15 protein-coding genes are annotated in these 13,881 nt (G+C 67.7%); 11 read left to right on the forward strand and 4 right to left on the reverse strand.

Annotation, left to right across the window (positions count from 1 at the left end; all coding sequences use genetic code 11):
* The first annotated feature begins 194 nt into the window (after positions 1-194).
* The 8 genes from ffh to P6144_RS02055 all read left to right on the forward strand — a co-directional run bounded on the left by ffh (position 195) and on the right by P6144_RS02055 (position 8,094).
* Entirely contained in the window at positions 195-1,697 is a 1,503-nt protein-coding gene (gene ffh, locus P6144_RS02020; RefSeq protein WP_277766048.1) for a signal recognition particle protein, read from the forward strand.
* A 103-nt stretch (positions 1,698-1,800) separates the two neighbouring features.
* The gene (gene rpsP, locus P6144_RS02025; RefSeq protein WP_277766049.1) at positions 1,801-2,346 is read left to right on the forward strand and encodes a 30S ribosomal protein S16; all 546 of its coding nucleotides are present in this window, start codon (positions 1,801-1,803) and stop codon (positions 2,344-2,346) included.
* A gap of 3 nt (positions 2,347-2,349) precedes the next feature.
* Positions 2,350-2,841: a ribosome maturation factor RimM gene (rimM, locus tag P6144_RS02030; protein ID WP_277766050.1), complete on the forward strand. Its 492-nt coding sequence runs from the start codon at positions 2,350-2,352 to the stop codon at positions 2,839-2,841.
* Entirely contained in the window at positions 2,838-3,563 is a 726-nt protein-coding gene (locus P6144_RS02035; RefSeq protein WP_277766051.1) for a metallophosphoesterase family protein, read from the forward strand. Before rimM ends, P6144_RS02035 begins: the two co-directional genes overlap by 4 nt.
* Before the next feature lie 201 nt (positions 3,564-3,764).
* Positions 3,765-5,123: a sulfatase-like hydrolase/transferase gene (locus P6144_RS02040; RefSeq protein ID WP_277766052.1), complete on the forward strand. Its 1,359-nt coding sequence runs from the start codon at positions 3,765-3,767 to the stop codon at positions 5,121-5,123.
* Positions 5,124-5,133: 10 nt separating this feature from the next.
* Positions 5,134-6,651 carry a serine hydrolase domain-containing protein gene (locus tag P6144_RS02045; RefSeq protein WP_277766053.1) on the forward strand — a complete coding sequence of 506 codons (1,518 nt, stop codon included), beginning with the start codon at positions 5,134-5,136 and terminating at the stop codon, positions 6,649-6,651.
* A 33-nt stretch (positions 6,652-6,684) separates the two neighbouring features.
* Positions 6,685-7,263, forward strand: coding sequence for a hypothetical protein (locus P6144_RS02050; RefSeq protein ID WP_277766054.1), 579 nt, complete (start codon positions 6,685-6,687; stop codon positions 7,261-7,263).
* Between the two features lie 6 nt (positions 7,264-7,269).
* Positions 7,270-8,094 (forward strand): TIGR04222 domain-containing membrane protein, encoded by an 825-nt coding sequence (locus P6144_RS02055; protein WP_277766055.1) that lies wholly within the window; start codon positions 7,270-7,272, stop codon positions 8,092-8,094.
* 138 nt (positions 8,095-8,232) lie between these two features.
* On the opposite strand, the gene P6144_RS02060 is transcribed toward P6144_RS02055, so the two are convergent.
* On the reverse strand, positions 8,233-9,135 hold the full coding sequence (locus P6144_RS02060; protein WP_277766056.1) for an NAD(P)/FAD-dependent oxidoreductase: 903 nt from the start codon (positions 9,133-9,135) through the stop codon (positions 8,233-8,235).
* A 34-nt stretch (positions 9,136-9,169) separates the two neighbouring features.
* On the opposite strand from P6144_RS02060, the gene trmD reads away from it, so the two are divergent.
* The 3 genes from trmD (at position 9,170) to P6144_RS02075 (ending at position 12,031) form a co-directional block, all read left to right on the forward strand.
* Complete coding sequence (gene trmD / locus P6144_RS02065; protein WP_277766057.1) at positions 9,170-9,907, forward strand: tRNA (guanosine(37)-N1)-methyltransferase TrmD; 738 nt, start codon at positions 9,170-9,172, stop codon at positions 9,905-9,907.
* On the forward strand, positions 9,904-10,293 hold the full coding sequence (rplS, locus tag P6144_RS02070) for a 50S ribosomal protein L19 (RefSeq protein WP_277766058.1): 390 nt from the start codon (positions 9,904-9,906) through the stop codon (positions 10,291-10,293). Before trmD ends, rplS begins: the two co-directional genes overlap by 4 nt.
* Positions 10,294-10,459: 166 nt before the next feature.
* Positions 10,460-12,031, forward strand: a complete 1,572-nt coding sequence (locus P6144_RS02075; protein ID WP_277766059.1) for a hypothetical protein — start codon at positions 10,460-10,462, stop codon at positions 12,029-12,031.
* Positions 12,032-12,041: 10 nt separating this feature from the next.
* Here P6144_RS02075 and P6144_RS02080 read toward each other — a convergent pair whose 3' ends face one another.
* Genes P6144_RS02080 through P6144_RS02090 form a run of 3 tightly spaced genes read right to left on the reverse strand, consistent with a single transcriptional unit; the run spans position 12,042 to position 13,834 of the window.
* Positions 12,042-12,530 carry a GNAT family N-acetyltransferase gene (locus tag P6144_RS02080; RefSeq protein ID WP_277766060.1) on the reverse strand — a complete coding sequence of 163 codons (489 nt, stop codon included), beginning with the start codon at positions 12,528-12,530 and terminating at the stop codon, positions 12,042-12,044.
* Positions 12,437-13,321 carry a hypothetical protein gene (locus P6144_RS02085; RefSeq protein WP_277766061.1) on the reverse strand — a complete coding sequence of 295 codons (885 nt, stop codon included), beginning with the start codon at positions 13,319-13,321 and terminating at the stop codon, positions 12,437-12,439. Before P6144_RS02085 ends, P6144_RS02080 begins: the two co-directional genes overlap by 94 nt.
* 60 nt (positions 13,322-13,381) lie before the next feature.
* The gene (locus tag P6144_RS02090; RefSeq protein ID WP_277766062.1) at positions 13,382-13,834 is read right to left on the reverse strand and encodes a PA2169 family four-helix-bundle protein; all 453 of its coding nucleotides are present in this window, start codon (positions 13,832-13,834) and stop codon (positions 13,382-13,384) included.
* Positions 13,835-13,881: the final 47 nt, after the last annotated feature.

Consider the following 13,881-nt stretch of genomic DNA (forward strand, 5'->3'; position numbering starts at 1 on the left):
CCCAGGCGAGCTCGGGGAGGAATAGTCCTATCTACTTGCTTCCTATGCCTCTCTGGGCTAGGGGCCGCCGCGACCGTTCTCTTTGAACGCGAGACATTTGCCACCCCCAGGGGTGACGCCGGCCGACGAGGTTTCGTCCGCCGGCGTGTTTTGCGTTTGGCGATTCGCGGTCCTGATTTGGAGTGTCTTGGTCCATGTTCGAAAGTCTGAGCGAACGGCTGGGTGGCGTATTCGAGCGCCTGCGTGGTCGTGGCGCGCTGACCGACGCCGATGTCCGCACCGCGATGCGCGAAGTGCGGATTGCCCTGCTGGAAGCCGATGTCGCGCTTCCGGTGGCGCGCGACTTCGTCGAGAAGGTGACCGAGCAGGCGGTGGGCCACGAAGTGCTCCGCTCGATCACCCCGGGCCAGCAGGTGGTGAAGATCGTCCACGACGCGCTCGTGGACATGCTCGGCCCGGACACGGCCGAGCTCGAGATCGCCGTCACCCCGCCCGCCGTGATCATGCTCGTCGGCCTCCAGGGCTCGGGCAAGACGACCACTACCGCCAAGCTCTCGAAGCTGCTCAAGGGCCAAGGCAAGAAGGTGATGATGGCGTCGCTGGACGTCAATCGTCCGGCCGCGCAGGAGCAGCTCGCGGTACTCGGCACCCAGACCGAGGTGCAGACGCTGCCGATCGTCGCCGGCCAGCAGCCGGTCGAGATCGCCAAGCGCGCGCTCAACGCCGCCAAGCTCCAGGGCTTCGACGTGCTGATGCTCGACACCGCCGGCCGACTCCATGTCGACCAGGCGCTGATGGACGAGATGAAGGCAGTGGCGGACATCGCTACGCCGAACGAGATCCTGCTCGTTGTCGACTCGCTCACCGGCCAGGATGCCGTCAACGTCGCCACCAGCTTCTCCGAGCAGGTGCCGCTCACCGGCGTGATCCTCACCCGCATGGACGGCGATGCCCGTGGCGGCGCGGCGCTGTCGATGCGCGCGGTCACCGGCAAACCGATCAAGTTTGCCGGCATGGGCGAGAAGCTCGATGCGCTCGAGCCCTTCCACCCCAAGCGCGTCGCCGGCCGCATCCTCGGCATGGGCGACGTCGTCAGCCTCGTCGAGAAGGCGGCGCAGGCGATCCAGGAGGAAGATGCCGAGCGCATGGCGGCGCGGCTCGCCAAGGGCCAGTTCGACATGAACGACCTGCGCGGCCAGCTTGCCCAGATGCGCCGCATGGGCGGCCTCGGCGCGCTCGCCGGCATGATGCCGGGCATGAAGAAGGCGCAGGCCGCGGTCGATCAGGTCGGTGGCGACAAGGTGCTGATCCGCATGGACGCGATGATCACTTCGATGACGCCCAAGGAGCGCGCCAAGCCCGATCTGATCAACGCCAAGCGCAAGATCCGCATCGCCAAGGGCTCGGGCACCACGGTGCAGGACGTCAACAAGCTGCTCAAGATGCACCTCGAGATGCAGACCGCGATGAAGCGGCTCAAGAAGATGGGCGGCCTGAAGGGCCTGGTCGGCATGCTCGGCAAGGGCGGTCCCGGCGGCGGCATGGGCGGCATCGGCAACGCGCTGGGCGGCGCCGAGCTGGGCGACATGATGGGCAAGCTGGGCGGCCCCGGCGGCGCCGGCGGGCTCCCCGGCCTTGGCGGCCCGGGCGCGCCGCAGCTCCCGCCCGGTTTCGAGAATTTTTTGAAGAAGAAATAGCCGTCACCCCGGCGGAAGCCGGGGTCTCAGGCGGCAAGAGTACCACGACAACCACGAGATCCCGGTTCGCGCCGGGTGACGAATACGAAGAAGGAAGATTGTAATGGCTATTTCCCTGCGTCTGTCGCGCGGCGGCTCGAAGAAGCGTCCCTACTACCGCATCGTCGTTGCCGACGCCCGTTCGCCCCGCGACGGCAAGTTCATCGAGAAGATCGGCACCTACAACCCGCTCCTCGCCAAGGATGACGCCAAGCGCGTCACCCTCGACAGCGATCGCGCCACCTACTGGCTGGGCGTCGGCGCGCAGCCGACCGACCGCGTTGCCCGCTTCCTCGACGCCGCCGGCCTCAAGGAGCGCACCGCCAAGAACAACCCGAACAAGGGCAAGCCGGGCGAGAAGGCCGTCGAGCGCGCCGAGGAGCGTGCCGAGAAGCTGAAGGCCGCCGAGGAAGCCGCCGCCGAGGCGAAGGCCGCCGAAGCCGCTGCCGCCGCCGCGCCGGCCGCCGAGGAAGCCCCGGCCGAGGGCTCGAACGAGGAAGCCGAGGCCGTGATCGCCGCGGAAGTCGAAGCCGCGACCGAAGAGCCGACCGCGGAAGCCGAGCAGGTCGCCGAAGCGACCGCCGAAGAGACCCCGCCGGCCGAGGCGTAAGCTTTGTCCAGCGATTCTCCCGTCACGCTTGCCGTCGTCATTGGCGCGCACGGCGTGACGGGCGAGGTCCGCCTCAAGGTCTTTGCCGAGGACCTGTCGGTGCACCGCGAGTTCAATGGCGGTGCGCTTACGCTCAAATCGGTGCGCGGTGGGCCGAACGGCACGATCGCGCGCTTCGCCGAGGTGGCCGACCGCAACGCCGCGGAGGCCCTGCGCGGGACCGAACTGCGTGTTCCGCGCGCGGCGCTGCCCCCGCTCGGCGAGGGCGAATATTATCATGTCGACCTGCTGGGCCTCGCTGCCGTCTCCGATGCGGGCGAGGCGCTGGGCAAGGTCGTCGCGATCGACAATTTCGGCGCGGGCGACGTGCTCGAGATCGAGCGCCCGGCCGACGAGAACGGCAAGGCCAAGCGCTTCATGGTGCCGATGACCCCCGCCGCGGTGCCCGAATGGGATGCCGACCGGCTCGTGGTGAGCGCCGCCTTCGTCGAATGACGAAGACCGCCGTCCTTTCCGATATCCACGGCAATCTGCCGGCCCTGATCGCAGTCGTCGCCGATGCCGAGGCGCGGGGCTGCACGCGCTTCCTCAACCTGGGTGACATCCTGTCCGGCCCGCTCTGGCCCGCCGAGACCGCCGCCTGGCTGATGGCGCGCGACTGGCCGAGCATCGCCGGCAATCACGAGCGCCAGGTGCTGACCGATGCGCCCGAGCGGATCAACGCTTCGGATGCCTTCACCCGGGCCGCGCTCGGGCCTGCTGCGCTGGCCTGGATCGCCGGCTTGCCCGCCACGCTGGCGCTGGACGGCATGTTCCTCTGCCATGGCACGCCCATGAGCGACGTGACGCCGCTGACCGACACGCTGGAAGGCGACTGGCTGCGCATCGCCAATGCCGAAGAGCTTGCCGCCCGGCTGGCGGGGCAGGGCGCTCGGCGGATCCTGTGCGGGCACACCCATGTTCCGCGCCTGATCGGACTTCCCGATGGCCGCCGCGTGCTCAATCCGGGGAGCGTCGGCCTCCAGGCCTATGACGACGATCACCCGCGTCCCTATCGCGTCGAGAATGGCGATCCGCTGGCCCGCTATGCGGTGATCGACGACGACAGGATCACGCTCCACGTCGTCGCCTATGACCACCTCGCCGCCGCGCGAAAGGCCGAGGCGGAGGGCCGTCCCGACTGGGCGATCGCGCTCGCCACCGGGCGGATGGGGTAGGCGGGGTTGATCCAGGGCCCGTTCCCCGGCGAAAGCCGGGGCCCAGGGTTTCTCTGCTCCGTAGCTTGTGATCCTGGGCCCCGGCTTCCGCCGGGGAACATCGTACGGGCACCATAGACGCCGGCCCCCTCCACGGCATAGGATCGCCCCCGCATCGGCTTGAGGGGGCAGGCTATGGGAATCGTCGCGACGAGACGGGACTTGCTGCGGAGCGCCGCGGGGCTGGGACTGGCGGCCACGCTGCCCGCGCTGGCCGGCTGCTCGGATGCGAAGGCGGCCCAGCCGCCCAACATCCTGTTCATCCTCGCCGACGACCTCGGCTATGCCGACCTCAGCTGCTACGGGCGGCGCGACTATGTGACGCCCTATCTCGATACGCTGGCCGCGCAGGGCGTGCGGCTGACCCAGGGCTATGCCAATAGCTGCGTCTGCTCCGCCACGCGCATCGGGCTCGCCACCGGTCGCTATCAGCAACGCCTCGTGGTCGGGCTGGAAGAGCCGATCACCGCGCCCAAGCCCACCGACATGCTGCCCGCCGGCCATCCGACCATCGCCTCGCTGCTCAAGGCGCGCGGCTATCGCACCGCGCTGATCGGCAAATGGCATATCGGCGGCGCCCCCGCGGCGGCGCCGACCAATTACGGCTATGACCATTTCTACGGCTATACCGGCGGCGGCACGAGCTATTACCCGCTGCCCGCCAGCCATCCGATGCCCGACGATCTGATCGCGAACGGCAGCCCGGTCGCCTGGAACGGCTATCTCACCGATGTGCTGGCCGACGAAGCGGTGCGCTGGATCGCCGGCGGCTGGGGGCCGTTCTTCCTCAGCATGCATTTCAACGCCCCGCACGCGCCCTGGACCGCGCCGGGCGACACTGCCGGCGCCCTGCTGTGGAGCGACGCGCTCGATCGCAACCGCGGCAATCTCGATGCCTTTGCCAAGATCGTCGTCAATCTCGACCAGAATATCGGCAAGCTGCTGGCGACGCTCGATGCGCTCAACCTCGCCAACGACACGATCGTGGTGTTCACCAGCGACAATGGCGGCGAGCGCTTCTCGGAGATGTGGCCGTTCACCGGGGTGAAGGGCGAGCTGCTCGAAGGCGGGCTGCGCGTGCCGCTGATCGTCCGCTGGCCGGGCAGGATCGCGCCCGCCACCACCTCGCCCCAGGTGATGGTGTCGATGGATTTCCTGCCGACGCTGCTGGCGGCGGCGGGCGGGGCGCCCGATCCGGCCTATCCCTCGGACGGCGAGAACCTGCTGCCCGTCCTTATCGGTGCCGCGCCGCCGCACGCCCGCAAGCTGTTCTGGCGCCACAAGGCGGGCGACCAGGCGGCGGTGCGCGACGGCGACTGGAAATATCTCCGGCTGGGCGGGAAGGAGCATCTGTTCGATCTCGCCGCCGATGCCCGCGAGCGCGCCGACCGCTCGGCCGACGATCCCGCCCGCTTCGCCCAGCTGCGCGATTCCTGGACCAGCTGGAACGCCGGGATGCTGCCCTATAACGCAGCCAACTTCACCTATGACGTCACCCAGGTCGATGCCGACCGCTATTGAAGGGCTTTGCATGATCCGGTTCGGCACGGCGGTCCTCGCCGCCTTCCTCTGCGGCACCGCGCCCGCGCTCGCCCAGACCAAAGCGGCGGCGCTCGAGCCGCAATTCACCGCGCTCGACCGCCAGTTCGAGGCGTTCCAGCGCGACACGCCGACACCCGGCCTGGTCTATGGCGTGGTCGCCGAAGGTCGCCTCGTCCATGTCCGCGGCTTCGGCGTACAGGACGTGGCGAACAAGCGCCCGGTAACGCCCGATACGCTGTTCCGCATCGCCTCGATGACCAAGGCCTTCACGGCGCTGTCGATCCTGTCGCTGCGCGATGCCGGCAAGCTCTCGCTCGACGACTATGCCGAGAAATACGTGCCCGAGATGCGCGGCTGGAAATATCCGACCAGCGACAGCCCGCGGATCCGCATCCGCGATCTGCTGTCGCACGTCGCCGGCTTCGTCACCGATGATCCCTGGGGCGATCGCCAGACGCCGATGCCCGAGGCGGAGTTCACCCGGCTGCTCCAGGCCGGCGTGCCGTTCAGCCGCGTGCCCGATACCGCGCATGAATATTCCAACTTCGGCTATGCGCTGCTCGGCCACATCGTCGCGAACGTCTCCGGCATGCCCTATCGCGCCTATGTCGAGCGGACGATCCTCAAGCCGCTGGGCATGAATTCGAGCGGCTTCGAAGTCTCCGAATGGCCGATCGAGCGGCGCGCTATCGGTTACCGGTTCGACAAGGGCGGGTGGCAGGAAGAGCCGACTATGGCCAATGGCGCCTTCGGCCCGATGGGCGGGCTGCAGGTCAGCGCCAACGACTATGCCAAATGGATCGCATTTCTGCTCTCCGCCTGGCCGCCGCGCGACGGTCCCGATACCGGCCCGGTGAAGCGGGCCACGGTGCGCGAGCTGGCGCAGGGGCTCAACTTCGTGCGGATGACCCCGCGCTACGGCGCCACCGCCAAGACCGGCTGCATGCAGGGCACTGCCTATGGCAAGGGCCTGCGCGTCTCGCAGGATTGCGAGCTGGGGATGATGCTCCACCATGGCGGCGGCTATCCCGGCTACGGCTCGCACATGCTGCTGGTGCCTGAGGCGGGGGTGGGGATCTTCGTCTTCACCAACCGAACCTATACCGGCGCCGCGGCCACTGCCTGGGACGCGATGTTCGCGCTCGACAAGGCGGGCGCGCTCCATTTCGCCGATACGCCGGTCAGCGCCGACGTCGCCGCCGCGCTCGACACCGCCCGCGCCATCTATGCGGCGGGCGACGTGACGGTCGCCGAAAAGGCACTGGCGATGAACTTCCTGCTCGATCGCTCGGCCGAAGACTGGCGCGGTGACCTCGCCGCGCTCCGCGCCCAGCTCGGCGCCTGCACCGGCAAGGGCGAGCCGCCGCACCCCACCGGCCACCTGTCCAGCGCCTTCCGCTGGCAATGCGACAAGGGCATGCTCGACGGCACCGTGCTGCTCGCGCCGACCACGCCGGTGACGATCCAGGCGCTCAAGTTCACGCCGGTGCCGGCGGCCAAACCTTGACAATTTAAATCCCCTATGTTAGTGGGAATTTAGATGAGCAAGGCCCCCGGTCTGTCTCGAACTCCTACCGACCACCCGGTCTGGACGGCGCTTTCCCGTTACACCATCGGTCCCGAGGACGCGGCGCTCTCCTTTGCCGAGCGGCTGGCGCGCGAGAATGGCTGGAGCCGCGCCACCGCCGATCGGGTGATCGAAGAATATCGCCGCTTCTGCTTCCTCGCGGTGACCGCGGACCACCCGGTCACCCCGTCGGACCAGGTCGACCAGGCCTGGCACCTGCACCTCACCTATACCCGCGATTATTGGGAGCGCTTCTGCCCCCAGGTGCTCGGCCGCCCGCTCCATCACGGCCCCACGGCCGGCGGGCGCGCGGAGGGGCATCGCTACTTCACCCAATATGCCGAGACGCTGCGCAGCTACGAGCACGTCTTCGGCACGCCGCCCGCGGATCTGTGGCCCGACGCGGGGCGGCGCCTGACCCAGGACCACAAGGCGCGTCGCGTGCATCCGCGCGATGCCATCATCGTGCCCCTCGGGGCCGTGCGGATCGCGCTGCTCGTGGCGTTCGCGGCGCTTTCCGCTCTGGCCCTCTGGGCCTTTCTGAGGAGCTAGGATTGTATGTCGCCCTTCGATCTCACCGGCGGGCCGTTTCTCCAACTCTATGGCGTCCTGCTGGTTCTCACCATCATCGCCGGTTTCCTCATTCCGCGCTGGCTCAGGCCCGAGGGCCGCACCCCGCGCCGCATCGACACCGATGACCTGGCCTATCTCGCCGGTGGCGGCACCCGCCTCGCCGAGACGGTCACCGCCCGGCTGCTCGCCGCCAACCAGCTGGCGATGGACGGCAAGAGCCGCTTCACGCCGGGAACGTTCGGCATCGGCACTCCGGCCGAGCGCAGCGTGCTGGCGCTGCCCGGCGGCTCGAGTTGGGGCAAGGTCGCCGCGGCGGTCGGCAAGCATGGCGGCACCGTCCGCGCGCGGCTGGTCGACGGCGATCTGCTGATGTCCGGCGGCGAGGCGCTGCAGATGCGCTTCTTCCAGACGCTGCCCTATCTCCTGCTGCTCGGCTTCGGCACCGCCAAGCTGCTGATCGGCGAGGCGCGGGGCAGGCCGGTGGGCTTCCTGACGGCGCTTCTGGTGGTCACCGCGATCCTCGCGCTGATCCGCTTCGTTGCGCTCGATCGCAGGACCCGGGCGGGCCGGGACGCGCTGGCCGACGCGCGAGAGCGTTCCGAACGGCTCCGCCGCGCCCCGGCGGGCGGGGAGACCGATCTCGGCGTCGCGCTGTTCGGCACTGCGGTGCTGGTCGGCTCCGATTGGGGCGGCTTCCACCAGATGCGCACCGCCAGTTCGGGCAGCGATGGCGGGAGCAGCGGTGACGGCGGGGGAGGCTGCGGCGGCGGCGGCGGAGGTGGTGGCGGCTGCGGCGGCTGCGGCAGCTAAGACAACGATAGCAAAGCTGTTCCCCGGCGAAAGCCGGGGCCCAGTTGCGCCATCTTTCGTGGGGTTCGATAGCCTCACCAAATGCTTCGATACTGGGCCCCGGCTTTCGCCGGGGAACCGAATATCCAAAATGCCGCCCTAGCGCCGGATCGGCTTCTGCTCGGCCAGCAAGTTGCGGATGGTCGTGGCGGCGACGCCGGCCTCGCCCATCGCGTGGCTGATCTGGTCGAGCCCGCGCGCGACGTCCCCGGCGGCGAACAGTCCGGGGACGCTGGTGCGCTGGTGGTCGTCCACCTCCAGGCAGCCCTTCTCGTCCGCCTTCGCGCCCACCTGGATCGCCAGCCCCGATCGGATTTTCGATCCCAGCGCCGGATAGAGCGTGTCGAAGTCCATGCGTCCCTCGGCGGTGTCGAGCGCGATCCGCTCGCCTTCGATCGCATAGCCGCCGCACGGCCCCTCGATCCGGGCGATCCCGGCCTCGTCGAGCGCTGCCGCCTCTTCTTCGGACAGCGCATGCGCCTCGGGCGCGATCAGCGTCACGTCGGCGCTGTAGCCGCGCAGGAACAGCGCCTCGGCCATGCCGTGGCTGCCCGTGCCGATCACGCCGATGCGCCGGTCGGTCACTTCATAACCGTCGCAGATCGGGCAATAGCGGATCAGCCCCCGGGCAAGCGCCGCGTCATGCAGGTCCTTCGGCATATCCGGCCGGTTGTTCACCACACCAGTGGCGAGCAGCACCGTCCGTGCGGCATGTTCGCGCGCGCCCACCCGCACTCCGAATCCCTCCTCCAGCACGCGCAGTCCGGTCACTTCCGCCGCCTCGCGCACCGCGCCATATTTCTCGGCCTGCTCCAGCATCCGCCTCAGCAGTTCCTTGCCCGAAATCCCTTCGGGATAGCCGGCATGGTTGCGCGTGCAGGGGATCAGTGCGGCCCGGCTCGATCCGCAATCGAACATCCGGATACCCAGATGGAACCGCGCCAGATAGATCGCGGCGGTCAGCCCGGCGGGCCCCGCGCCGATGATGATGCAATCGTCCACTTGCCAACCGGCCTCCTTGGGGGGAAAGGCTCCCATGCCTTTCGCCGCAACCGTCCTAACGCTTTACCCGGAAATGTTTCCCGGCCCGCTCGGCATATCGCTTGCCGGGCGCGGGTTGCGCGAGGGGTTGTGGAGCATGGAGGCCGTCCAGATCCGCGACTTCGCCACCGACAAGCACCGCTCGGTCGACGATACGCCGGCCGGGGGCGGGGCCGGAATGGTGATGCGCGCCGATGTCCTCGCTTCCGCGCTCGACAGCGTTGCACCCGGCCGCCCGATCCTTGCCATGACTCCGCGCGGCAAGCCGCTGACCCAGGACCGCGTCCGCCAGCTCGCCGAGGGGGCCGGCGCCGTGGTGATCTGCGGCCGCTTCGAGGGAATGGACGAACGGCTGTTCGAGGCGCGCGAGATCGAGCAGGTCTCGATCGGTGACTATATCCTCTCCGGTGGCGAGATGGCGGCGCTGACGCTTCTCGACGCTTGCATTCGCCTCATTCCCGGAGTAATGGGCGCGCCTTCCAGCGGCATGGACGAGAGCTTCGAAACGGGGCTGCTCGAATATCCGCAATATACCCGACCTGTTGAATGGGAAGGGCGCACGATCCCCGAAGTGCTGCGATCGGGGGATCATGCGAAGATCGAGGCCTGGCGACGCCAGCGTGCCGAGATCGATACACGGTCACGGAGACCGGATCTTTGGGAGCGCCATGAGGGCGCTCGGATCCAGTCTCCCTCTGGCGCGCGGCGACGTAAACAGGACGACAAGAAATGAACCTGATCCAGACGCTCGAAGCCGAGCAGATCGCCAAGTTCAACGAGGCGAAGAAGATTCCGGAATTCCGCCCGGGCGACACCCTCAAGGTCGGCGTGAAGGTCGTCGAAGGCGAGCGCACCCGCGTGCAGAACTACGAAGGCGTGTGCATCGCCCGTGCCAACAAGGGCATGGGCTCGAGCTTCACCGTCCGCAAGATTTCGTTCGGTGAGGGCGTCGAGCGCGTCTTCCCGCTCTATTCGCCGAACATCGACAGCATCGAAGTGGTTCGCCGCGGTGTCGTGCGTCGCGCGAAGCTCTATTATCTGCGTGGCCGCACCGGCAAGTCGGCGCGTATCGCCGAGCGCCGCGACGTGCGCCCGACCGAGGTCGAGGCCGCCGAGTAAGCTTCGGCTTCCACGGAACAGAAAAGGGCGCGGTGGCGATGGTCACCGCGCCCTTTTTCGTGGGGCGGCGGCCTCTCCGTCCGCGCCATCTCCGTCTTCGTCGCATCGTCGTTGAGCCCGGTCGCGCCGGTAGCCGAGCATCCCGCGAAACGGGCGGAGGTGCGATATGGGCTTCGGCAGGAAATGGATCGGCGCGGTTCTGGTCGTCGGCATGACGATCGGCCTTGATGCCGTGGCCCATGCCCAGGGTTGGGTCGATCCCAATATCTGGAACATCGATCAGACCAACGAATATTGGCAACCGCCCGAGCTGGCCCGAAACCTGCGCTGCGCGGCCATGTTCGATGTGGTGACCGACAAATATTTCAAATCGCCCGAGGGCCCGAGTCCGAAATGGCGGGGGCGTATCGGCTATGGCTATGTAGGCTGGGGAGAGGCGCGTCTCACCCCTGAAGACGAGCGCGAGCGCGACGCCTACAATGCCGTGGGCAGGGTTTTCGCCGAGCGCGCCTGGGCCTTGGCCGAGCAGGGCGAGGATGGACCGGTTCGATCCTATGCGGATGCTCGCAATAATGCGGTGGCCAATGGTCAGCGGTTCCTCAAGGCCGGCAAGCTGTGGGACGCGCTGAACAGTCCCTTGGCTCGCTGCATGGAAGAACCCGCTGCTCGTGGCATCGCCGAGCAGCTGCGCGCGCGATTGGCTGCGCCAACCCCGGATAACCGCAAGCCGGCTTCGCCTCGCCTGAAGGCGGAGTGGATGCCATCGCCGATGTTCGGCTATCTCTATCAGGCGAACAGCTATCGCTATCTCGTTTGCAGTGCCCTGGCGCACGCGATCGGTGAACTGCGGTTTGGCCATATCCCCATTCCCGAAGACGGGCCGCTGACCGCGAACTGGGACAAGGCAAGCGGTATCCCCGGCCTGTCTCCCGCTGATGCCGCGCTTCGGCGTCTCTACGCCAAGGCTTCCTTCGATACGTTCGACGCGGGCAAGGTCTTCGTGAGGTCGAAAGCGTATAAGGAAACCGCCAGCTATCGCGTCAGCCACACCATAGCGCGGGGGGAATTGCTGGAAAAGTTGCCAGACCAGGCGCTGCTCGAAGAAGCGATGAAAGAGCCCAACCTGCGCTGCGCCGAACTCCCGAGCATGGCGCCGATATTCGGGGGAGGCGTTCGCGCTGCCGCCGGTGGTGGTACGGCCGGGACAAGCGGCGCGGGCGCGATCGCAGCCGATGACGTAATTCCCGTCTCCGAAATCCCCGGCTGGCCCGGGCGCGATGCGGGCTATATGCGCCGCGCTGCCTCGTTCCGGCCGCTGTTCTGCGGCGCGCTGCTCTACCGGATATACAACAACAACGCGTCCGAGCGCGCCTGGTTCGCGCCGCCTTCGGATGTGCAGGCGGCATGGCCGGGGCAATTCCGGACGCCGGCAGACCCCTATGATCCAAGCGAGCAGGGCGAGCGCGACGCAGTGAAGCGCGCGGTCTATGCGCTCTATTTGTCGGCGCAGATCGACGGCACTGCGCGGAAGACCGCGAACAATCCCAGGAGCGTCTTCGCCGAGAATTTCGAGGATCTGCACATCGGTGCCATCGGCCTGGTCAGCGAGCGCCATGCCGTGATGTCGTTCAACGAGCCTTCGGTGCGATGCGGCGAACTTCCCGAAATCCAGCCGGTGCTCCAGGCCGTGCTCCGGCGGCTGGCGCGGCTGGACAAGGGGGAGCTTCGTCTGCGCTGAGCCGGCGCGATCAGAGCCGGCGCGCGAATACGTGCGACAGCTCCTTGAAGCCGTGCCGCTCGAAGAAGCCGTGCGCGCGCAGATTGTCCTTGCCGCTTTCGAGGAAGATCCACGCCATGCCGCGGCGGCGCGCCTCGCATTCGATCGCGGCGAGCATGTGTGCGCCCAGTCCGGTCGAGCGCTGCCCCGGCGCGACCGAGAGATCGGCCAGCGTCGCGAAGCGCACGCGCCGGGTCACTGTCCATTCCACGATCGCCGCGCCGGCGATCTCGCCGTCCGCCGCACGCGCGACGAGCAGCCCGGTCTCCTCGCCGATATCGCGCATGTCCTCGCGGAAGCGCGCCTCGAGCTCGGGATGCCAGTGCAGGCCGTCGTCGCTCAGCCCGCACTGGATCTCGCCATGGCTTATGTAGCGGGGGTCGTCGCCGATGGTCCGGGCGAAGAAGCGGGCGACCGCTTCGGCGGTGGCGGGGTCATCAGCCCAATCGAGATCAGCCAATGGCCGATCGGCCCCTTCAGCGGCGGGGGTGCGATCGCCCGCTTTTCCGTCTTGTCCAGCCAACCGGCAATCTCCCTGCACTGCATCTGCGCGGCGACGGCAGCATAGAACTCGGCCTTGCGCGCTGCATCGAGGACGGCTTCGGCATCGTCGCCGGCCGGCGCTTCCTCGCCATGCCGGGCGAAGATCGCGGTGCCAAGATCGAAAATGTCGCGGACATCGTCGGTATAGTTGGAACGCAGATCGTACCACATCTCGCGGAAATACCAGTCGTCGAGCGTGTCGTAGAACCACGCCACCCAGCTTGCGAAGACCTGGTGCTCGATGATCGACTGGCGGCGGAAGCGCGCGCACACCTCGAACAGGTTGAGCGTCTGGAAATAGAGGTTGTAGGCGATCTTGGCATTCGATCGGCCGCCCAGCCGCTTGCGGGCAGAAGGCGCGGCATAGACGGTGCGATAGGGCTTGAGTTCCGCGTCCTTCTCCGCCTCGTATTTGAACACTTCGCTCGATGCCATTTCGAGGCTGAGATAGGCGGTGGATTTCTCCACCCGCAGCCCGTCCTCGCGCGCGCGGCGGCTGAACCAATAGGCGGCGAGGAAGGCCAGCAGCGCAACCGCCGCGGAGATGATCGCGATCAGGTCGGTCATCGTCACGGCCTGCAGCGCAAAGCCATGACCCCATCGGTTGATGGTGAAGCGCAGCGTCGAGATTACCGCGATCAGCGCCACGCCCGCGAAAAGCAGCCGCACCAGCGTGTTAAGCAAGCGCGCTACCAGCCTGTCCTGCATGTTCTTTCCCCCTTCGGGGCGGGAACATGCAGGGGAAAGGAGGCTATCGCAATTGTCGTATCATTCGGCGGCCTGCATCAGGTCGCGCAGCTTCCTGGTGGTATCATGGCCCTTGAGCACCGAGGTGTAGCATTCGCGGACCACGCCCAGCGCGCCGGTGGACATGCGCTCATCGTTCAGCACGCGGTCGAACTCTTCCTTCAGATAATCCTCGCCGCGCTCGATCTCGCTCAGGATGGCACCGTCGCCGCCGCCGAGCACGCGGCGCAGGTCCTCCACCCGGCGGTGGATCGTCGCGGCGGTCGAGCCATATTCGGCCGGGGTGCCGCCCAGCTCGCGGCTCTTCTGCGACAGCGCCTCGACCACGCGGCGTCGCTCCTCGGCCATGTCGGCGAAGAATTGCTGGAAGCGGCCGGCATCGGCGTGCTTCGCCGAATGCTCATAGCCGCGCGCGCTGTCGATCGTGGTGACGATCAGGTCATCGAGCTTCGACACGTCATGATTGGTGGACACGCGGGTTCTCCTTGCAGCTTTCTTGCAGGGAAGAACCCGGCGCACCG

Source organism: Sphingomonas sp. HITSZ_GF (assembly GCF_029543155.1).
GTDB lineage: Bacteria > Pseudomonadota > Alphaproteobacteria > Sphingomonadales > Sphingomonadaceae > Sphingomonas.